At 72.2% G+C, this 19875-nt stretch carries 19 protein-coding genes; 11 read left to right on the forward strand and 8 right to left on the reverse strand.

Annotated features, from left to right (window positions below; genetic code table 11):
* Positions 1–1071: DUF3866 family protein (locus tag DMB66_RS35365; RefSeq protein WP_125808480.1), on the reverse strand; the 1071-nt coding region annotated here is incomplete at its 3' end.
* A gap of 10 nt (positions 1072–1081) precedes the next feature.
* On the reverse strand, positions 1082–1999 hold the full coding sequence (locus DMB66_RS35370) for a cation diffusion facilitator family transporter (RefSeq protein ID WP_233625078.1): 918 nt from the start codon (positions 1997–1999) through the stop codon (positions 1082–1084).
* A gap of 205 nt (positions 2000–2204) precedes the next feature.
* Here DMB66_RS35370 and DMB66_RS35375 point away from each other — a divergent pair, with 205 nt between their 5' ends.
* The 8 genes from DMB66_RS35375 to DMB66_RS35410 all read left to right on the forward strand — a co-directional run bounded on the left by DMB66_RS35375 (position 2205) and on the right by DMB66_RS35410 (position 7781).
* Positions 2205–3200: a YafY family protein gene (locus tag DMB66_RS35375; RefSeq protein WP_125808482.1), complete on the forward strand. Its 996-nt coding sequence runs from the start codon at positions 2205–2207 to the stop codon at positions 3198–3200.
* Entirely contained in the window at positions 3197–4183 is a 987-nt protein-coding gene (locus tag DMB66_RS35380) for a YafY family protein (protein WP_125808483.1), read from the forward strand. The genes DMB66_RS35375 and DMB66_RS35380 overlap by 4 nt, the downstream gene beginning before the upstream one ends.
* A 10-nt stretch (positions 4184–4193) precedes the next feature.
* Complete coding sequence (locus DMB66_RS35385; RefSeq protein WP_125808484.1) at positions 4194–4472, forward strand: hypothetical protein; 279 nt, start codon at positions 4194–4196, stop codon at positions 4470–4472.
* Between the two features lie 157 nt (positions 4473–4629).
* On the forward strand, positions 4630–4968 hold the full coding sequence (gene tatA / locus DMB66_RS35390) for a Sec-independent protein translocase subunit TatA (protein ID WP_125808485.1): 339 nt from the start codon (positions 4630–4632) through the stop codon (positions 4966–4968).
* A 6-nt stretch (positions 4969–4974) separates the two neighbouring features.
* Positions 4975–5937 carry a twin-arginine translocase subunit TatC gene (gene tatC, locus DMB66_RS35395; RefSeq protein WP_125808486.1) on the forward strand — a complete coding sequence of 321 codons (963 nt, stop codon included), beginning with the start codon at positions 4975–4977 and terminating at the stop codon, positions 5935–5937.
* Between the two features lie 24 nt (positions 5938–5961).
* Complete coding sequence (locus DMB66_RS35400) at positions 5962–6861, forward strand: diacylglycerol kinase family protein (protein ID WP_125808487.1); 900 nt, start codon at positions 5962–5964, stop codon at positions 6859–6861.
* Positions 6862–6929: 68 nt separating this feature from the next.
* Positions 6930–7127, forward strand: a complete 198-nt coding sequence (locus DMB66_RS35405; RefSeq protein WP_125808488.1) for a hypothetical protein — start codon at positions 6930–6932, stop codon at positions 7125–7127.
* Positions 7128–7397: 270 nt separating this feature from the next.
* Complete coding sequence (locus tag DMB66_RS35410; protein ID WP_125808489.1) at positions 7398–7781, forward strand: hypothetical protein; 384 nt, start codon at positions 7398–7400, stop codon at positions 7779–7781.
* A 238-nt stretch (positions 7782–8019) separates the two neighbouring features.
* Here DMB66_RS35410 and DMB66_RS35415 read toward each other — a convergent pair whose 3' ends face one another.
* Positions 8020–8766 carry an HAD family hydrolase gene (locus tag DMB66_RS35415; protein WP_125808587.1) on the reverse strand — a complete coding sequence of 249 codons (747 nt, stop codon included), beginning with the start codon at positions 8764–8766 and terminating at the stop codon, positions 8020–8022.
* An 86-nt stretch (positions 8767–8852) separates the two neighbouring features.
* Between DMB66_RS35415 and DMB66_RS35420 the strand changes: the two genes are divergently transcribed.
* Positions 8853–11651: an RNA helicase gene (locus DMB66_RS35420; protein ID WP_125808490.1), complete on the forward strand. Its 2799-nt coding sequence runs from the start codon at positions 8853–8855 to the stop codon at positions 11649–11651.
* A 263-nt stretch (positions 11652–11914) separates the two neighbouring features.
* Entirely contained in the window at positions 11915–13861 is a 1947-nt protein-coding gene (locus DMB66_RS35425) for an alpha amylase C-terminal domain-containing protein (RefSeq protein WP_125808491.1), read from the forward strand.
* An 87-nt stretch (positions 13862–13948) separates the two neighbouring features.
* Here the strand turns inward: DMB66_RS35425 and DMB66_RS35430 are convergent, their stop codons facing one another.
* Entirely contained in the window at positions 13949–15280 is a 1332-nt protein-coding gene (locus tag DMB66_RS35430; protein WP_125808492.1) for a polysaccharide lyase family 1 protein, read from the reverse strand.
* Positions 15281–15620: 340 nt separating this feature from the next.
* Positions 15621–16001: a VOC family protein gene (locus DMB66_RS35435; RefSeq protein WP_125808493.1), complete on the reverse strand. Its 381-nt coding sequence runs from the start codon at positions 15999–16001 to the stop codon at positions 15621–15623.
* Positions 16002–16045: 44 nt separating this feature from the next.
* Between DMB66_RS35435 and DMB66_RS35440 the strand changes: the two genes are divergently transcribed.
* On the forward strand, positions 16046–16828 hold the full coding sequence (locus DMB66_RS35440; RefSeq protein WP_125808494.1) for an inositol monophosphatase: 783 nt from the start codon (positions 16046–16048) through the stop codon (positions 16826–16828).
* 301 nt (positions 16829–17129) lie between these two features.
* Here DMB66_RS35440 and DMB66_RS61590 read toward each other — a convergent pair whose 3' ends face one another.
* From DMB66_RS61590 to DMB66_RS35455, 3 genes are all read right to left on the reverse strand, one after another.
* Positions 17130–17582, reverse strand: a complete 453-nt coding sequence (locus tag DMB66_RS61590) for a DUF1707 domain-containing protein (RefSeq protein ID WP_158647479.1) — start codon at positions 17580–17582, stop codon at positions 17130–17132.
* Between the two features lie 370 nt (positions 17583–17952).
* Positions 17953–18612: an FHA domain-containing protein gene (locus tag DMB66_RS35450; RefSeq protein WP_125808496.1), complete on the reverse strand. Its 660-nt coding sequence runs from the start codon at positions 18610–18612 to the stop codon at positions 17953–17955.
* Entirely contained in the window at positions 18609–19874 is a 1266-nt protein-coding gene (locus tag DMB66_RS35455) for a VWA domain-containing protein (protein WP_125808497.1), read from the reverse strand. Before DMB66_RS35455 ends, DMB66_RS35450 begins: the two co-directional genes overlap by 4 nt.
* Between the last annotated feature and the right edge of the window lies 1 nt (position 19875).

The raw sequence follows: 19875 nt of genomic DNA on the forward strand, positions 1-19875 counted from the left end.
GGTGGCGGCGTGCCGCCCGGCGGCCGCCGCCGCCACGAAATAGGAGTGGTCCTCCGCCAGGCCCCGGCCCATCGTGGACAGCCGGACCGGGCTCGCCTGCAGGGCCGCGTCCAGCCCGTCGGTCGCGACGGTGACCAGGCGGTGCAGGGTCGTCAGCGGCGCCAGCGCCTCGTCCACCTCCCTGGCCAGGCCGGCCGGCAGATCGTCCGGGACCACCAGGTCCGCCGGCACCAGCGCCACCCTGCCGTACGCCGTGAGGCTGTGGTGGGAGACGCCGCGGTGCCGGGCGCGGCCGTCGCCGTCCGAGATGCGCAGGGAGGCCACCGGGGTGCCCCGCAGGGCCACGATCGCGTTGATCGTCTCGCCCAGCGCCACTCCCGAGAAGCCCCACGTCGTGCCCGTGCCCAGGTTGCCCGGGCCCTGCGACACGATCGCCACGTCCGCGCGCAGCACGTGCCGCGCCGCCAGCAGGCCGGTGTGGACCGTGCTCGCCTCCAGATCGCCGCCGAACGCCTGGCCCGTCGTCACCGTGCCGGCCAGGTGGTCCCGCAGGCCGTCCAGCGTGCGGGAGAACCAGGCCGGGAGGGCGCCGCCGTCGGTCATCACGTAGCCGACCCGGGCGTCCGGGCGGTCGGCGTGGATCCCGGCCAGCACCGCCGGCAGGGCCGAGTGCAGGTCCGCCGTCACGACCGGCATTCCTTCCAGGCTGTCCGCCGAAGCCATCACCTCGCGGTGCGGGGACGCCTCCTCGTCGACGCCCAGCAGGATCGCCTGCAGCGGCGTGTAGCGGGCCTTCACCAGGTGGCCGGCGTCGCGGTCGGTGCCGGCCGCCGGCGGGTCCTCCGGCAGCCGGTCGGGGATCGCCACCACCAGCGCGTAGCCGCCGGTGCCGAGGCCCATGACCAGGGCACCCACGTTCAGCAGGACCCGGTCGCCGACCTCGGGCGCGCCGGTCAGGGCCGGGTAGGCCAGGGCCCGCAGCGGGCCGTCGTCCGTCGTCACGTCGAGCTCGACGGCGCCGCGCCACTCGCGTCGTACCGCGGACACCGTTGCTGTTCGCCAGCGCACCATGGCGGCGACCCTATATGTCCACCCCGCCGTCGCGGTGGTCGCGCCCGGCCCGGCCGCGCGTCGGGTCCAGGAACACGTACCGGATGCCGGCGTAGCGGGCCCGCAGCCGGCGCTCGGCCTCGTCGGAGGCCTCCTCGATCTCGGCGCCGCTCACGTCGTCGTCGAAGTCGACCTTCGCCGCGACCAGGATGGCGCCGGGCCCGAGCTGCATGGTCAGCAGCGTCGGCACCGCCGTCACCACCGGGATGCCGGCCAGGTCGTCGGCGATCTGGTCGTGCATGCGGCGCGGCACCGCCCGGCCGACCAGCAGCGACACGTTGGTGCGGGCCAGCACGGTCGCGACCACCAGCAGCAGCAGGCCGATCGCGATCGAGGCCAGGCCGTCCCAGAGCTCGTCGCCGGTCAGCTGGGAGCCCGCGATCCCGGCCGCGGCCAGGATCAGGCCGATCAGCGCCGCCGAGTCCTCGAAGTAGACGGCCTTGACGGTGGTGTCCGAGGTGAGCCGCAGGAACCGCCGCCGCGAGATGTTCCAGCGCCGGGACTCGCCGGTGACCTGGCGCTGCGCCTTGAGCCACGAGATGCCCTCGGCCGCGAACGACACGGCCAGCACGACGTACGACACCAGGAACTGGCCGCTGTGCTCGCCGCTGATGATGGTCGTCACGCCGTGGTAGATCGAGAAGCAGGCGCCGCCCACGAAGGTGAACAGGGCCGCGATGAACGCCCAGACGAAGCTCTCCTTGCCGTACCCGAACGGGTGTTGTTCGTCGGGGTCCTTGCTGCCGCGGCGCAGCGCGACGAAGAGGAACACCTCGGTGACGGTGTCCGCGACCGAGTGCGCGGCCTCGGACAGCATCGCCGCGGAGCCCGACAGCAGGCCCGCGACCAGCTTGGCGGCGGCGATGGCCAGGTTCGCACACCCGGCCACGACGACGGTGCCGACGCTCTCGTTGCCCTCTTCCGGTGGGTCGCCGGCGCCGGCCGGGGGATCATCGTCGGATTCGGTACGGGGGTAGCCGGCAGCGGGCGTCGTCTCGGGCACGCGTGCTTGGTTCCCCTCGCCGGGTGCGAATAACCGCAGCCCGGCTTCCGGCTGCCGCTATCCGGCGTCGATGCTGCTAGCGTTTCCTCTCGTGTCGCGGACCCGCACCGAGCGCCTGGTGAACCTGGTGATCTGCCTGCTGTCCACGCGACGGTTCCTGACCGCCGCGCAGATCGCCGCGACCGTGCCCGGGTATGAGCACGATCCGGAGGACCCCCGCGACCACGAGGCGTTCCAGCGCAAGTTCGAGCGGGACAAGGCCGAGCTGCGTGAGCTGGGCGTCCCGCTGGAGACCGGCCTGGCCAGCGCGTTCGACACCGAGCACGGCTACCGGATCGCCCACCGCGAGTATGCCCTGCCGGACATTCCGCTCGAACCGGACGAGGCGGCCGCCGTCGGGATCGCCGCGCGCCTCTGGCAGCACGCCGGTCTCGCCGCCGCCGCGTCCTCCGGGCTGGCCAAGCTGCGCGCCGCCGGCGTCGAGGTCGACCCGCAGGCCACCCTCGGCATGGAGCCGGTGATGACGGTGGACCCGGCGTTCGGGCCGCTCACCGCCGCCGCCCGGGCCCGCCGGGCGGTCACCTTCTCCTACCGCGTGCCCGAGGTCGACGAGCCCTCCACCCGGCGCCTGCAGCCCTGGGGCGTCGTCTGCTGGCAGGGCCGCTGGTATGTCGTCGGCCACGACCGGGACCGCGGCGCCACCCGCTGCTTCCGGTTGTCGCGCATCGTCGGCGCCGTCCGCGCGGTCGGCTCGGCGGGCGCGTTCAGCCCGCCCGAGAACGTCGACCTGATCAGTCACGTCGCCCGCTGGTCCGGCCCGGTCGAGCGGAACGGGCGGGCCACGGTGTTCGTCCGCCCGGGCCGCGCCGCCGGGCTGCGCCGGCTGGCGGTGGAGACCGTGCCGGGCCCCGAGGGCGACCGCCTGACCATTCCGTATTCCGACGTCGAGTGGCTGGCCTCGCGGCTGGTCGGCTACGGCGCGGAGGTGCGCGCGGACGGGCCGCCGGAGCTGCGCGAGGTCGTCATCCAGCAGCTCAAGGAGGTCGTGGCCCGCCACGAGCGGGTGCTGCCCACGGTGCTGCGATGACGCCGCAGCCCCGTACCCGGGAGAACAAGGCCTCCGCCGACCGCCTGGGCCGGCTGCTCAACCTGGTGCCCTATCTGCTGGCCCGGCCCGGGGTCCTGGTCGCCGAGGCGGCCGCGGTCTTCGGGATCACCGAGCGGCAGCTGCGCGAGGACCTGGAGCTGCTCTGGGTCTGCGGCCTGCCGGGGTACGGCCCGGGCGATCTGATCGACATGGCGCTCGACGGCGACCGGGTGACGATCACCTACGACGCGGGCATCGACCGGCCGCTGCGGCTCAACCCCGACGAGGCCCTCGCCCTGGTCGTGGCGCTGCGGATGCTGGCCGAGACGCCGGGCACCGGGTCGCGGGACGCCGTCGAGCGGGCCCTGGCCAAGATCGAGAACGCGGCCGGCGACGTCGCCGACACCCCGGTCGCGGTGCGGCTGCCCGCGAACGCCGAGCGGGTGGACGCGATCCGCGGCGCCGTCGACCGGCGGCACGCGTTGCGCATCACCTACTACACGCCGGCCCGCGACGAGACCACCGAGCGCGTCGTCGACCCGATGCGGATGCTCATGGTCGGCCCCCGGGCCTACCTGGAGGCGTGGTGCCGCCGCGCCGAGGGCACCCGGTTGTTCCGGGTGGACCGCATCGACGCCTTCACCGAGCTGGACGAGCCCTCCGTGCCGCCCGCCCAGGCGGTGCCGCACGACGTCAGCGACGGGGTCTTCCATCCCTCGGCGAGCCTGCCGCTGGTCACGCTGCGGGTCGGCCGCGGCAGCCGGTGGATCACCGAGTACTACCCGTGCGAAGAGGTGCGGCGCGACGGCGGCGAGTGGATCGTGACCATGCGGGTCACCGATCTGGGCTGGGCGCAGCGGCTGCTGCTCGGTCTCGGCCCGGACGTGACCGTGGTCGGCCCGGTCGAGCTGGTGGACAGGATCCGCGAGCAGGCCGCCACCGCGCTGGACCAGTACGCGGCGTCGCCGCCGGTCACCGCCTAGGCTGTTCGCCATGGTGAAGTGGATCGCGATCGCCGTGGTGGTGCTCGCGCTGATTGTTCTGACGGCGTCCGTCTTCTCGGTGCTCAACCGGCTGAACGGGCTGGAGCGCGCCGCGCGCCGCCTGGAACGGCGCCAGGCCGAGGCGATGAAGCTCCAGCAGCACGCGGTCGTGCTCGAGAAGACCATGGCCGGCCTGCAGCGGCGGGCCGAGGTCATGCAGGGCCAGGTCGCGGTGATCAAGGCGGGACGCGGCGCGTCGGACGGAAAACATTCTTTACAGAAGTCCTGAACGGCGTGGTAGCGTGCGGCGTTCCCGGCTCGTTGTCCGAAAATTCCGCGGCCGGAACCCAATCAAACAGGTCCGGCATGGGCTACGCACAACAACCACACGTACGATGGACCCCGCATCACCCGTCAGGACCTGATCCAACCGACTGGAGTTACCCATGGGCGCCCTCAAGCCGTGGCACATCGCCATCTTCGTCGTCGTCCTCGTGCTGTTGTTCGGTGCGAAACGGCTGCCGGACGCCGCGCGGTCGCTTGGGCGTTCGCTGCGGATCATCAAGGCGGAGACCAAGGGCCTGGTCGACGACAACGACACCAACGTCGCCGAGAAGGCCGAGCCGCAGTATTCGCGCCAGCCGCTCGAGCCCAACGAGATCCACCAGCCGGGCCAGCCGGGCTACCAGCCGCCGAACGGCTACCAGCAGACCAACGGCCAGCAGCCGCAGCAGCCCCCGGCCCAGCCGTGGGTCGACCCGGTGCAGCGCACGAACGACCGCTGATCCGTCGTGGCCCTCTCCCTTCGCCGTCAGGGGCCGACCAAGTTCGAGCAGGCCTCCGACGGCTCAATGACGCTGATGGAGCACGTCCGGGAGTTGCGTAACCGCCTCTTCTGGGCGTCGCTCGGCATCCTGGCCGGCCTGATCGTCGGCTTCATCATCTCGGGATGGGTCTTCGACATCCTGAAGGCGCCGTACTGCTCGCTCGACAGCTCCTGGATCACCAACGCCGAGGGCGAGAAGGTCTGCAACTTCGTCGTCCTCGGCGTCGTCGACCCCCTCATCCTCAAGCTCAAGATCGCGCTCTGGGTCGGCCTGATCCTCGGCGCACCGGTGTGGATGTTCCAGCTCTGGGCGTTCATCGCTCCCGGCCTGCACCGTCACGAGCGCAAGTGGGCCTACGTCTTCGTGGCCATCGCGGCGCCGTTGTTCGTCGGCGGCGCGGTTCTCGCCTTCTTCGTCGTCAAGCACAGCCTGGCCTTCATCCAGGAGGCCGGCATTCTCGGCGTGACGACCCAGCTCGAGGTCGGGTCGTACGTCGGCTTCGTGACGAACATGATTCTGCTGTTCGGCGTGGCCTTCGAGTTCCCGCTGGTCCTGCTGATGCTGAACTTCACCGGTGTGGTCAGCGCGCGCAAGCTGATGGGCTGGTGGCGGATCGTCGTCTTCCTGTCGTTCGGCTTCGCCGCGATCGCGACGCCGGACCCGGGCCCGTTCGGCATGACGCTGTTGGCCCTCTGCATGGTGGTGCTCTATCTGATCGCCGTCGGCGTGGCCGCGATCAACGACAAGCGCAAGGGCCGCGGCAAGGAGATCTACGCCGGGCTCGACGACGACGAGCTCTCGCCGATCGAGGACGACCGGCAGCCGGTCACGGCGGGCAGCCGGACCGAGACGCTCGCCCCGGTCGAGGCCCCGGAGCCCGTGTCGAAACCGTTGCCGCTGGAGAGCCGCTTCGACGACATGACCTGACCGCACAGCCGGTAGCCTCCGGCTGTGACGAGCGACGACATCGCGGTGCTGGCCAACCCCCGGGCGGGGCGCGGCCGGCACCGCGGTCTGCTTCCCGGGGTGCTGGAGCGGCTGGGCGCCTCCGGCCGCACCGTGCGGTTGCTCAGCGCGGACAGCGCCGAGGCGGCCGAGAAGGCCTGCCTGCGCGCCGTCGCCGAGGGCATCGGCGCGCTGGTCGCCGTCGGCGGGGACGGCACCTTGCACCGGGCGGTGCAGGCCGTCGCCGGCACCCGGGTCGGTTTCGGCCTGGTGCCCGCCGGCACCGGCAACGACTTCGCCGCCGGCACCGGGGTGCCCGCCGATCCGCTGACCGCCGCGTCCGCCATCGCCGAGGCGGTCCGCACCGGGCGGTCCACGCCGGTCGACCTGGCCCGGGTCACCACCGCGCGGGGTGACGTGCGCTGGTTCGGCGCGGTGCTGGCCGCCGGCTTCGACGCGGTCGTCAACGAGCGGGCCAACCGGATGCGCTGGCCGCGCGGCCCGCGCCGCTACGACCTCGCCATCGTGCTGGAGATGGCCCGGCTGCGGTCGCGTCGCTACAGCCTCGTGCTGGACGGGGTGGACCACGGTTTCACCGGCGTGCTGGTCGCCGTCGGCAACTGCCGCAGCTACGGCGGCGGCATGCTGATCTGCCCGGACGCCGACCCCACCGACGGCCTGCTCGACGTGGTCGTCGCGGCGTCGCTCGGCCGCGGTGCCCTCGCGCGGCTCAAGCCGCGCCTGCGCCGCGGCACCCACGTGAGCGACCCCCGGGTCACCAGCTACCGCGCCCGCGAGGTGCGGATCGGGGCGCCGGAGATCGTCGCGTACGCCGACGGCGAACGGCTCGCCGCGCTGCCGCTCGTGGTGAGCTGCGAGCCGGGAGCGGTCCGGTTGCTGCGCTGAACTCGGCGTCAGCGCCAGCCCGGGCGGGCCGAACAGAGAGGCGAAGCCACAGATCATCGGGAGGCAGCATGTCGATCGGTTCGCTGAGCTCGAGCACCGTGTCCACCGCGACCCTGGCGTCGGCCGACACGGCGGCGCAGGCCGCGAAGGCGCGGGAGGCCGCCGAGGCCCCGACGATCGCCGACCACGTCGCGGCCGACGGCGACCGCGAGCCGGTCCGCAGCGCCTCGACGACGCTGGGCACGTTGGTCGACACCTACCTCTGAACGGCTGTCATCCGGCAGCGCGCGAGGCGTTCCGGGGGTCACTGGTCACCAACATCGTGCCCTCGGCCCTCCGCCGAGGCCGCACGTCACAATAGTCGAATCTTGAATGACAAGTTAAATCCTCGCGAATTCGCTGGACAAAGGCGGATCGCTGGTTAATGGAGAGGTCGGGGTGTCGGCGGCGCGAATGCGGATTCGGGCTGGCATCGACCGCCCCCATATCGTAGACTCATTGACATCGATGTAGTCTCGATAAACGGGGGAATAAGAATGGCAATCAAGCTTCGTCATCTCATCGCCGCGACCGGTGCGGCCACGTTGGTTTCCTTCGGCTTGGCGTCACCGGCTCTCGCCCACGACACCCGTTATGACGGCCCCTACACGTGTGGCGCGACGCAGCTGCAGAGTTGTGGCTACGGCCAGGTCCGCGACAGTCACCAGATCGTGGACGCGTGTGACACGAGGAACGACGGGCAGGGCTTCCTGGTCCGCTATGAGCTGAGGAACGGTGGATCCGGTTCGGTCAGCGACGGGAACGGCTCGGCAGCGGGTTGCGGCATCCAGCGAGTCGGCAGCGCGTCCAATCCCGTCACCCGCTACACGGTGTGCGAGAACCTGAGCACCGACTGGTGCTCGAGCTGGAAAGACGCCTAGTTTCGATTATCGGTCACGGAAAGGCCGGCAGCATCCTGCACTTTCCTTGACCGGCAGGTCATGCGCTTGCGTCCAGAGGGGCCTTCGGAGTAGCCAACTCAGGTGTCCGAAGGTCCCTTTGCCCTGCGTTCCACAAAACGCCGTTCTCAACGAAACGGCGGGCACAGACGCACTGCCGGTTTCCGCTGCCAATTGCGACGCGCCGCCGAGCTGTGCCGATGCGACGGGCGCGGCGAGCTCAGGCGGGGCAGCCGGCCAGGGCGAGCGACGCGCCGAGGCCGTTGGCGCGGCCCGGCTCCGCCGCCGGCAGCACCAGCGCCGCGCAGCCCGCCTTGACCGCTCCGGCGTCGGCCGCGCTGTCGCCGACCATCAGGGTGCGTTCCGGGTCGGCGCCGAGCATCCCGCAGGCGCGCAGGAAGATCGCCGGGTCCGGCTTGGTGCGGCCCACCTCGTACGACAGCGCGAACGCGTCCACCAGGGCGGTCAGGCCCCAGGCGGCGAAGTGCGGGCGGATGTCGAAGCCGATGTTGCTGACCACCGCGACCTTGATGCCGGCGTCGTGCAGGGTGCGCAGGGTCGCCTCGGTGTCCGCGTACGGCAGCCAGCCCTGGGGGCCCAGGAGCCGCTCGTAGAGGGCGTCGGCGAGGCCCTCCACGTCCGTGCTGACGGTGGCCGCCAGGCCCGTGTAGGCGGCGCGGTGGCTGTGTTCGTACAGGTCGCGGTCTGCCCAGTGCTCGGCCAGGTGCAGGGGCACCCGGTAGGGCAGCGGCCCGCCGGCGCGGCCGGCGGTGACCAGGCGGTCGGCCAGGATCGTGGCGCGGGCGCGCTCCAGCTCGCGCCCGCAGGCCGCGGCGGCGGCGAGCACCCAGGCCACCGGCTCCTCGACCTGGGCGAGGGTGCCGTGGAAGTCGAAGAGCACCGCGTCGACCTGGCGGCGAGACGGGTAGGTAGTCGAATCGGCGGCATCCGGCACGCCGTGCACCATACCCATGCGCTCCGACGCAACTGTCGGCAACCGCCCGGCGGGGCATGACCTTCGTTGTGTCACACCCAACCACTAGCCTTGTGTTCATGACGAGCCCCGCCGGTGATGTGAGCCCCGCCGAACGGTATGCGGCTTCGAAGCGCCGGGCGGCCCGCGCCGCCGAGTTTCCGGCCCTCGACGATTTCATGCTCGATGTGGGCTTCGACCTCGACGACTTCCAGCGCCAGGCCTGCGAGGCCCTGGAGCGGGGCAGCGGGGTGCTGGTCTGCGCGCCGACCGGCGCGGGCAAGACCGTGGTCGGCGAGTTCGCCGTGCACCTCGCGCTGCGGGCGGACGGCTCGGGCGTGCGCCGCAAGTGCTTCTACACGACGCCGATCAAGGCCCTTTCCAACCAGAAATACCACGACCTGGTGCAGCGCTACGGCGCCGCCCAGGTCGGCCTGCTGACCGGCGACAACGTCATCAACGGCGACGCGCCCGTGGTGGTCATGACCACCGAGGTGCTGCGCAACATGCTCTATTCCGGCTCGGCGAGCCTGCAGGGCCTGGCCTACGTGGTGATGGACGAGGTGCACTACCTCGCCGACCGGTTCCGCGGCGCGGTCTGGGAGGAGGTCATCATCCACCTCTCCGCGTCTGTGACCCTTGTCTCGCTGTCCGCCACGGTCAGTAACTACGAGGAGTTCGCCGACTGGCTCGTCACCGTGCGCGGGCAGACCGAGGTCGTCGTCAGCGAGCACCGGCCGGTCCCGCTCTGGCAGCACATGCTGGTCGGCAAGCGCATGTTCGACCTGTTCCACGACGCGGACGCGGCGCGCAAGCACGACGTGCACCCCGAGTTGCTGCGATACACCCGCGAGATGCTGCGCCGGCTGGAGCTCACCGACCGCACGGCCGGCCCGGGCTGGCATTCGCGCGGCGGCCGGCCCCGGCGCTGGCAGCCGCCGCCGCGCGCCGAGGTCGTCGACCGGCTCGACCGGGCCGACCTGCTGCCGGCGATCCTGTTCATCTTCAGCCGCGCCGGCTGTGACGCCGCCGTCCAGCAGTGCCTGGCCGGGGGCCTGCGGCTGACCGACGCCGACGAGCGGGCCGAGATCCGCCGGATCGCCCAGGCGAAGGTCGCGAGCATCCCCAGCGAGGACCTGTCCGTCCTCGGCTACTGGGAATGGCTCGACGGTCTCGAGCGCGGCGTCGCCGCCCACCACGCCGGCATGCTGCCCGCCTTCAAGGAGGCGGTCGAGGAGTGCTTCGTCCGTGGCCTGGTCAAGGCGGTCTTCGCCACCGAGACGCTGGCGCTGGGCATCAACATGCCGGCCCGGTGCGTGGTGCTGGAACGGCTGGTCAAGTTCAACGGCGAGGCGCACGTCGACCTGACCCCGGGCGAATACACCCAGCTCACCGGGCGCGCCGGGCGCCGCGGCATCGACATCGAGGGCCACGCCGTGGTGCTGTGGGGCCCCGAGGTCGACCCGCGGCACGTCGCCGGCCTCGCCTCGACCCGCACCTATCCGCTGCGCTCCAGCTTCCGCCCGTCCTACAACATGGCGGTCAACCTGGTCGGCTCCGTCGGCGCGGAGAAGTCCCGCGACCTGCTGGAGTCGTCGTTCGCCCAGTTCCAGGCGGACCGCTCGGTGGTCGGCCTGGCCCGGCAGGTGCAGCGCAACGTCGAGACCATGCAGACCTACGACGACGACGGCACCTGCCACCACGGCGACTTCGACGAATATTTCGCCCTGCGCGTCGCCATCGCCGACAGGGAGCGCGCCATCGCCCGCCAGGGCACCGCGCAGCGCCGCGCCGCCGCGGTGTCCTCGCTGGAGAAGCTGCGCGTCGGCGACGTCATCCGGGTGCCGCAGGGCCGCCGGGCCGGCCTCGCGGTGGTCCTGGAGCCGCCGGCCGGCGGCTTCGGCGAGCCGCGCCCGCTGGTGCTCACCCAGGACCGCTGGGCCGGCCGGGTCAGCCCGGCCGACTTCCCCGGCGAGGTCGACGTGCTGGAGCGCATCCGGGTGCCGAAGCACTTCAACCACCGTTCGCCCGGCGCCCGCCGCGACCTGGCCGCCTCGGTCAGCGCGACCGGCCTCGACCGGCACGGCGCGCCCGGCGGGCGGCGCGCCCGGGGCAAGACCGCCCCGGGCGAGGATGCCGAGATCGCGCTGCTCAAGGTGCAGATGCGCCAGCACCCCTGCCACGCCTGCTCGGACCGCGAGGAGCACGCCCGCTTCGCCGAGCGCCGGCACCGTCTCGCCCGCGACACCGATGCCCTGCGGGACAAGGTCGCCGGGCGCACCGGCTCGCTGGCCCGGACCTTCGACCAGGTCTGCGCGGTGCTCGCGGGCCGCGGCTATCTGTCGGGCGACGGTGAGGTGACCGAGCCGGGCAGGATGCTCGGCCGGATCTGGACGGAGGCCGACCTGCTGGTCGCGGAGTGCCTGCGGCACGGAGTCTGGGAGGGCCTCGACCCCGCGGAGTTGGCGGCGGCGGTGTCGATGGTGCTCTTCGAGTCGCGCCGCGAGGGCGACGAGCGGGCCTCGGTGCCCAAGGGCGCCACCACCGAGGCGGTCGACGCCTGCCACAAGCTGTGGGCCGAGATCGAGTCCGACGAGGCCGCGCACGGGCTGTCACTGACCCGGGAGCCCGACCCGGGCTTCGTCTGGCCGATGTACCGCTGGGCCCGCGGCGAGCCCCTGGCCCGGGTGCTGGCCAGCGGGCACAACTACGAGTCCGACATGCCCGCGGGCGACTTCGTCCGCTGGGCGCGCCAGGTGCTCGACCTGCTCGCCCAGCTCAAGGACGCGTCGGCGGCCACGCCCGGGGTGCGGGAGGCGGCCCGCAAGGCCATCACGGCGGTCAACCGGGGGGTCCTGGCCTACCAGACGTCCCTGTGACCGGACCTGTCGCTCACCCGCGTCCGTCGCCACCCTCGGGGCCTGGTCTGTCGCGGTCCGGTCTGGTCCGGTCTGGCTGGTCTGTCGCGGTCCGGTCCGGTCTGGTCTGGCTGGTCTGTCCCGGTCCGGTCCGGTCCGGCCGGCCTGTCGCGGGGGCGGTCCGGCCCGGCCTGTCGCGGGCGGGGAGATGCCGGCGGTGACCAGCGAGTGGTTCGTCCGAGATCTGATACCGCGGCCCGGCACATCGGCCTAGCGTCGCTGGCATGCCCGCGAGTCAGGACCACATCAATCCGGCCACCCCTCTCGGCGCCGACCTGATCGGCGGCGGGGTCACCATGCGCTTCTGGGCGCCCGCCGCGGAGCGGGTCCATGTCGCCTTCGGTGGCGTCGCCGGTTACCAGCCGCGCCCGGAGGACGAACTGGTCAGGGACCCGGCCACCGGGCACTGGACCGGGTTCTTCCCCGGCGTCGGCCCGGGCGCCAAATACCGGTTCCTGGTGCAGCGCGCCGGGAGAACCGGGTTCAAGCGGGACCCCCGGGCCTACGAGCTGGAGTTCTACGACTATCCCGAGTGTGACGCCATCGTCGTCGACCACGACGCCTACCCCTGGCACGACGAGCAGTTCCGCACCCCGGACTTCGCCGACCTGATCGTCTACCAGTTCCACATCGGCGTCTTCCACGCGGTCGACGACGAGGGCCAGGACCGGCGGCCGAAACGGGTGGCCAAGCTGCTCGACGCGGTGCAGCGGGTGCCGTACCTGGCCGAGCTCGGGGTCACCGCCGTGCAGCCGCTGCCCGTGGTGGAGTTTCAGGGCGAGTGGAGCCTCGGCTACAACGGCACCGATCTCTTCTCGCCCGAGATGGACTACTGCGTCACTCCCGACGATCTGCCGCCGTACCTGGAGAAGGTCAACGACCTGCTCGCCCGCCGCGGCGCCGCGGCGCTGAGCCTCGCGGACCTCGCCGGCCAGGTCAATCAGCTCAAGGCGTTCATCGACGTCTGTCACCTGTACGGCATCGCGGTCCTCATCGACGTGGTCTACAACCACGCCGGGGGCAACCTCGGCGAGCAGAGCCTCGACGACATCGACCTGTCCGCCGACCACGAGCACAACCCGTACTTCTCGCGGCACGGCTGGGCCGGCGGCAAGGTCTTCGCGTTCGACCGGCCGGACGTCCGGCGGTATCTGATCGACAACGCGCGGCTGTTCCTGGACCGCTACCACGCGGACGGGCTGCGCTTCGACGAGGTGTCGGTGATCGACCGCTTCGGCGGATGGTCCCTCTGCCAGGAGTTGACCGAGGAGCTCCGCCGGCAGAAGCCCGGCGCGGTGCAGATCGCGGAATACTGGGGCGAGCACCGGTGGCTGGCCGTGCAGCGCCCGCCGGCCGGGATGGGTTTCGACATCGGCTACAGCGATGGCCTGCGCGAGGCGGTGCGCCGCACTCTGGCCGCGGCGGCGGGTGGGGCGGGTGCGACCGTGCACATCGGCCGGATCGGGGACGGGCTGCGGCAGGCGTGGGGCACCGAGCACGGCTGGCAGTCGTACCAATGCCTGGAGAACCACGATCTCGTGCTGGACGCCGACGACCACCGCGAGCCGCGCATCGCGCGGCTCGCGGATGCCACCGATCCCCGATCCTGGTACGCCCGCAGCCGGGCCCGCGTGGCGACCGGGGTGCTGCTGACGGCTCCCGGGGTGCCGATGCTGTTCATGGGCCAGGAGTTCCTGGAGGACAAGCTGTGGTCCGACAGCCCCGACCGTGGCGACCGGCTGATCTGGTGGGACGGCGCGCTGGGCCAGGACCGGCACATGGCCGACTTCCTGCGCTGCACCCGCGACCTGATCCACCTGCGGCGGTGGCTTCCGGCGTTGCGCGCGGACCCGATCGTGGTGTGGCAGCCGACGGACCGGGTGCTGGCCTACCACCGGTGGGTGCCCGGCGCGGGGCGGGACGTCGTGGTGGTGGTGAGCCTGGCCGAGGCGACGTACCACGACGGCAGCTTCCGGCTCGGGATGCCGCAGCCGGGGCGCTGGCACGAGGTCTTCAACAGCGACGCCTACGACTCGTTCCCGAATCCGTGGGTCAGCGGCAACAACGGCGGGGTCGACGCGTCCGGGCCGGGGCTGCACGGCTTCGCCCAGTCGGCGGGCTTGACCATCCCGGCGAACGGCATCCTGGTCTTCGCCCGCGACCCGGCGTGACCGTCGCCGGCGCAGGAACGCGACTCGGCCGGGCCCACGAGGCCCGGCCGAGTTCCCCTGCTGCGTCAGCGTCGGTGCAGAGCGGTGTCAGACGCCGAGGCGGCGTGAGCCCGCGGCGGCCTTGACGATGACCGGCACCAGCACGGTCGGGTCGAGCCGGGGCCGCAGCGTGGGCGCCCAGCCCGCGTCCGGCGCGAAGTCCGGGTCGTACGCCGCGTTGTAGGCCGCGACCAGGTCCACCGGGCGCGGCAGCCGGCTGCCGACCTGGACCAGGGTGCCCTTGGCGGTGATCCGGGTGCCCTTCCAGTATTTGATCAGGTCACCGTCGCCGAGGTCCGCGCTGCGCAGGAAGTAGTTGTTCTCCGCGTAGATGCTCGACTCGAAGCCGACGCCGATCGAGTAGCCGTACGTCTCCTCGTCGGTGGCGATGTAGAGGTTGTCGTAGATGTCCACCTGGCCGAAGCGCACCCGCGGCGCCCGCTGGATCACGTTGCCGAAGCGGTTGTGGTGCACCGTGACGCGCAGCTTGCCGACGTCCACGCCGGGGGTGTCCGTCGAGCCGATCAGCATCGTCTTGTCGTGGTCGTAGTAGTTGTTGTAGGAGACGGTGACCAGGTCCGAGCCGCGGATGATGTCGCTGGCCCCGTCGTGCACCTGGTACGGCCGGTCGAAGTACACCGGCTGGTCGGCGTCGTGGTTGTTGCCGTCGCTGAAGGTGTTGTGGTCCAGCCAGACGTTTGTCGCGCCGGTCAGCGACACCAGGTCGTAGAGCGAGTTCCAGTTGCCGGTCGCGCCGTCGGTCGGGTCCCAGGCGGGGAAGCAGTCCGCGGCGTCGGTGAACTCGATGTTGCGCACGATCACGTTGTGCACGTTCCCGATGATCATCGAGCCGTGCTCGATGCGGGCGCCGTTGATGCCGATGACGGTGGTGTCGGAGGGAACGTTGATCTTGATCTGGTCGCCCTGCCGCTTGGCCGACCGGACCCGGGCCTCCTCCAGCGGACCGGACGGCTTGGCCGCCCGTCCCCAGACCGCCGGGTCGTACACCTGCAGGAAGGCGGCCAGGTCGTACGCCGGGTCCGCGTAGTCGGTGCAGCCCAGCGGCTGGTTGGCGGCGTCGACGCTCATGCTGAACCGGCCGTCGACCAGGACGATCCGGGGCGCGGCCTCCCCGCTCAGCGCCGCGACCAGCTCGGCCCGGTTGTGGACGACGAAGGTGTGAGCGGCGTCGGCAGCGGAGCCGCCGGTGGTGCCGGTGCCGGCGGCGGCCCAGCCGTCGTCGGCGGCGAGGGGTTGCCGGGCCAGCAGCAGCGCCGCCGCCGAGGCGCCCGGCGCCGGGCCGGCGGCCTGGGCGGGCAGGACCGGGCTGAAGCCGACGGCCGCGACGAGGGCGGCCGCGACAAGGGATCTTCCGCGCATCGTGCGCTCCAGGTATCCGAGGTGCCGAGGTGGGGGGAGGAAAGCGCTTACCCGGAGCAACGGTTACATGCGTGTTTCGGCGAGTCAATGACCTGGAACGTGCAGGAAGTTTGCAGTGGACCCACGGCCGGGCGGGTCGCCCGCGCGGCGACCGGTGACCTCATGGCCCGGGGCCGCTCGCGGCGTTCGGTGGCCGCTTTGGCCTGGCGGTCATTTGCGGCGATCGGTGGCCTTGTGGCTTGGTGGTTGCTTGCGGCGTTCGGTGGTCGCTTGGCCTGGTGGTTGCTTGCGGCGATCGGTGGCCTTGTGGCTTGGCGGTCGCTTGCGGCGATCGGTGGCCTCAGGGCCAGACGGTCGCCTGCGCCGCGAAAAGGTCGGCTTCGCTGTGCACCGGCACGACGCAGAGGAGATGGCCGCCCGGCGCGCGCATGATGTGGCAGTCCAGCCAGCGGTTGATCTCGACCGCCCCCAGCCCGGTGAGCCGGGTCGTCTCGGCCTCGTGGTCGTCGGTCTCGATGTCCACGTGGTATCGCGGCGCGTCCCCGACGGCCTGCACCCCGATGGCCAGGGCCGGGAAAGCCCCGCGCAACATCGTGAACTGCTCCTCGTGGCTCTCGGGCACGGCCGGAACGCCGAGGGCCGCCGACCAGAAAGCCGCGGCGGCCGGAGCGTCGGGAGCGGGCGTGTCGACGAACAGACCGTAGAGGCGGCTGCGATGCATCCGGCCACGCTATCCCGGTCGCGTCCCTGGAGCAGGATGGGTGCGTGCAGAGTGATCTTGATTTGGCCCGGACGGCCGCCCTCGCCGGCGCGACCGTCGCCCTGCGGTACTTCGCCGGCCTCGCCGACCTGCCCCGGGAACGCAAGGACGACGGCAGCGTCGTCACCGAGGCGGACCGCGCGACCGAAGCGGCGATCCGCGCCGTGCTCGCCGAGGCGCGCCCGGCGGACGCCATCCTGGGGGAGGAAGGCGGGGAGACCGGCGGCGGCGCGCGCCGCTGGATCATCGACCCGATCGACGGTACGGCCCAGTTCGTCTCGGGCGACGACCGGTGGCTGGTGCTGGTCGCTCTGGAGGAGGCCGGCGAGATCGTCGCCGGAGTGGCCGCGGTGCCCGCGCAGAACCGGGCCTGGTGGGCACGCCGCGGCGGCGGCGCCTACGAGGGAAACCTCGACGGTACGGCGGGCAGGCGCATCCACGTCACCGACCGGCCCTCGGCGCTGGCGGGCAGCAGGCTGGGCGTCATCCCGGTGGCCCCGAACGTCTACCCCAGCGACCTCGCCATCGCCGCGCCGCTGAGCGGGGTGGCTGCCCAGGTGGAGTGGGACGTGCACGCCGCCCTGCTGGTCGCCAACGGCTCGCTGGACGTGGCGCTGCAGACCAGGGGTGAGCTCTGGGACTTCGCCGCGACCGCGCTGATCGTCGCGGAGGCCGGCGGCTGCTACGGCGGGGCGGACGGGATCCGCGGACCCCGGCCAGGTGTCTCGCTCTTCGCCGCCGACCGCTCGCTGTGGACGGCCGCGCACGAGGTGCTCTGGCCGGCCTGAGCGGTCGCTGGCAGCCAGGTGGTGTTCGTCGCACAGTCGGGTGCCCGGATCGGTGGGCGGGGTAGGGCGCACATTCCCTCGAGCGACGCCGGTGCGCCGGGGCGGCGGCGAACAGTGGCGTTCCTGGTAGTGGTGTAACGCGGCCGGCGTGATCGTCGAGCGGGCTGCGGTCTCGAGCGGCCCAGCTCGCCGCACCAATCAGAAAAAATCCCCCACTATGGCGAAATTCGGGTCACCCCGAGCCGCACAAGGGCCGCGAGAGGGCCTTGGAAACCCCGGGCGCCGAAGGGAATCGCGGGTGTCAGGGGGACGTGCTGGAGTTCATGGCGAAGATCAGCGCCGCGACCGCGCCGATCGAGAGCACCACGCTGATGATGCCCAGGACCCGGCCGATCAGCGCCGGGCCCACGCCGTGCGCGCCGTGACCCCGGGTGCTGACCACGATGGCGGCGATGCCCAGGATCCAGCCCAGCAGGCAGAACGACAGCGGTACGCCCAGCATGCCCAGGATCAGCGCGTTGCGGCCGGCGTTGCGGTTCGGCGGGGTCGCCGGCGCCGCGTTGCGCGGGTCCCACTGCAGCCGCGGCGGCAGGTCCTGCACCTGGGCCAGCAGGTCCGAGGCGTACGTGGCCGTGCTGATCGAGACCACCCGGCCGTCGTACTGCTCGGTGGTCAGCAGCCCCTCGCCTAGGGCCTGACTCAGCTGGTCGATCACCTGGGTGCGGTGCACCGTACCGATGCGCTCGTCCTTCATCGGTGGCGAACGTATCGCGCGGCGGGCGGCCTTCGCGGTGAAACCGCCCAGAAGGCCGACCATCCTGGCGCCAGGCCACGGCTCCGGCCGCACCGGATCGCCCAGCCGGCTCAATCCGGCCGGTATCACGAGCCAGGTCGCCCGGCCCGGTCCGCATTGCGCCGCCCGGTCCCGGCCGCGGCGCGCTGTCCGAGGTCCTGGCCGCGGCGCGCCATCGGAGGTCCTGGCCGTGGCGGGCTTTCCGAGGTCCTGGCCGTGGCGGGCTGTCCGAGGTCCTGGTGGCATCGCGCCGACCCCCAGGTCCTGGTGGCATCGCGCTCGGGCCCTCGCCGGGCATGGTGTCAGCGAGGGCCGGGAGCAGGGAGACAGGTCAGGCCGGGGCGTGCAGGGCGATGGTGGTCCAGGCGCCGACGTGGACGCGGTCGCCGTCGCCGACGCTTCGGGTCTGGCCGGCTGTCAGTGGCTTCGGTTCGTCGTTGAGGTAGGTGCCGTTCGTCGAGCCCAGGTCCGAGACCAGCCAGACACCGTCGACGCTCAGGGTCAGCAGGGCGTGGCTGTGCGAGACGCCCGGGTCCTCCTCCGCCAGGTCGATCTCCGGGTCGGTGCCCTTCGACGTGCTCTTGCGGCCGATGCGGACCTGCGGGGCCGGCAGCGTCACCCGCCGCTCGGCGGGCTGCTCCGGGAAGTCGACGCCGTCGATCGCGTTGGCCGTGAAGTATTCGCGGTCCGCGAAGACCGTCGCCGTCCACTGCGCGGTCGACGGCGCCGCCACCGCCGGCTGGGCCAGGGTGGGCACCCGGCCCGTGCTGTGGTCGTAGCCGCAGTCCTCGCAGAAGCGGCCGGCGCCCGCCCGGGGGGTGCCGCAGTGCGGGCAGGGCTCACCTCCGGGCGTGGTCGACGCCGGCGCGGGCGAGGTGGCGGATGAGGTGGCGGGCGGCGTGAAGGCCGCCGTGCCACCGATCTTCGCGCCGCAGGTGTCGCAGAAGTCGTCCGTCGTGGACGCGTGGCCCTTGGGACAGGCGTAGGTCATGACGACCGTCCCACCCGCACGGTCTTGGTCGAGCGGGTGTCCAGGGCCATCTCGTCGGCCGCCTCGACCTTGCGGCGCAGCCGGACCGTGCCGGTCGCCGCGTCCTCGATGTCGACGACCGTCGCCAGCAGTTCCTCGGTGGCCTTGTTGCCGCTCTCGTGGGCGAGCTGCGCGGCCCGGCCGAACTTCAGCGTCGCCGTCCGGTCGTCGCCGGCCTTGCGCGCCTCGATGCCGGCCTGGATCGCGTCGGCCAGCTCGGCCTGCCCGGTGTAGTGCGCCACCTGCCGGTTGATCCGGGTCGACAGCGCCGAGTCCTCGGTCCAGACCGCCCGGACCAGGGTCTGGGCCAGCACGGTGTCGCCCTCCACCACGGACACCCGGCCCGCCAGCATCTCGTCGCCGGCCGCGCCCGCGGTCACGTCGACGCAGACGTGGTAGTCGCGGCTCTCCGAGCCCCACGCGCCCAGCGGGTAGCGGCCGGCCCGCGGACCGTCCTCGATCCGCTTGCCGGTCAGGTCCGCCACCTGCGGCTCGACCTGCTTGACGAAGCGGACCGTCGCGTTGACCGGCGTCCAGACCTTGAGCTGCACGTCGGCGCTGGTCTTGCCCATCGCCGCGGTCATCATCTGCTCGAACGCCGCGGCCAGGTCCTGCGGGCGGGCGACGATGTCGACCGTGCCCAGCATCGCCGTGGCGATCTTGCGCAGCTCGGAGACCGTCCAGTTGGTGCCGACACCGCGGCAGTCGCAGGTGAAGGTGCCGCCGATCTCCCGCAGCACGCCGTCCAGGTAGCCCTTGTATTCGCCGTTCTCGCCGTCGGTCAACAGGATGGCATGGGTGATGTCGCCCGGGCGCTGGGCGAACAGCTGGCCGGCCAGCTTGAGCCAGGCGCCCATGGCCGTACCGCCGTTGGCCTGCAGCTTGTCGATCGCGCCGACCGCCTGGGCGCGGGTCTCGGCGGTGGCGACCGCGAGCTGGCCGGGCGCCGGGAAGAGCTGCTGGGCCGTGCTCACGCCGGCGATGATGGCGAAGCGCACGCCGTCGTCGATGCAGTTGACGGCCGCCTTGGCGGCCTGGCGGGCGGCGACCATGCGGCCCTCGGCCTGCATCGAACCGGAACAGTCCACGATGATGATCTCGGTGGCGCCGGCGGTGCGCACGCCGCCCTCCGCGCCCGACGAGGAGACGGTGACGATCGCGTTGACTTCGGTCGCGCCCAGGGCGAGGAACTCGTTCTGAAACGCCTCGGCGGTGTACGGCACG

Source organism: Actinoplanes sp. ATCC 53533 (assembly GCF_003947245.1).

Excerpts from the sequence above, each read along its gene's own strand:
- DMB66_RS35450 (WP_125808496.1), bottom strand. The coding sequence starts at position 18,612 with ATGACCTACGCCTGTCCCAAGGGCCACGCGTCCACGACGGACGACTTC.
- DMB66_RS35430 (WP_125808492.1), bottom strand. The coding sequence starts at position 15,280 with ATGCGCGGAAGATCCCTTGTCGCGGCCGCCCTCGTCGCGGCCGTCGGC.
- DMB66_RS35420 (WP_125808490.1), top strand. The coding sequence starts at position 8,853 with ATGACGAGCCCCGCCGGTGATGTGAGCCCCGCCGAACGGTATGCGGCT.
- DMB66_RS35415 (WP_125808587.1), bottom strand. The coding sequence starts at position 8,766 with ATGGTGCACGGCGTGCCGGATGCCGCCGATTCGACTACCTACCCGTCT.
- DMB66_RS35405 (WP_125808488.1), top strand. The coding sequence starts at position 6,930 with ATGTCGATCGGTTCGCTGAGCTCGAGCACCGTGTCCACCGCGACCCTG.
- DMB66_RS35435 (WP_125808493.1), bottom strand. The coding sequence starts at position 16,001 with ATGCATCGCAGCCGCCTCTACGGTCTGTTCGTCGACACGCCCGCTCCC.
- DMB66_RS35425 (WP_125808491.1), top strand. The coding sequence starts at position 11,915 with ATGCCCGCGAGTCAGGACCACATCAATCCGGCCACCCCTCTCGGCGCC.
- DMB66_RS35380 (WP_125808483.1), top strand. The coding sequence starts at position 3,197 with ATGACGCCGCAGCCCCGTACCCGGGAGAACAAGGCCTCCGCCGACCGC.
- DMB66_RS61590 (WP_158647479.1), bottom strand. The coding sequence starts at position 17,582 with ATGAAGGACGAGCGCATCGGTACGGTGCACCGCACCCAGGTGATCGAC.
- tatA (WP_125808485.1), top strand. The coding sequence starts at position 4,630 with ATGGGCGCCCTCAAGCCGTGGCACATCGCCATCTTCGTCGTCGTCCTC.
- DMB66_RS35385 (WP_125808484.1), top strand. The coding sequence starts at position 4,194 with ATGGTGAAGTGGATCGCGATCGCCGTGGTGGTGCTCGCGCTGATTGTT.
- DMB66_RS35410 (WP_125808489.1), top strand. The coding sequence starts at position 7,398 with ATGGCAATCAAGCTTCGTCATCTCATCGCCGCGACCGGTGCGGCCACG.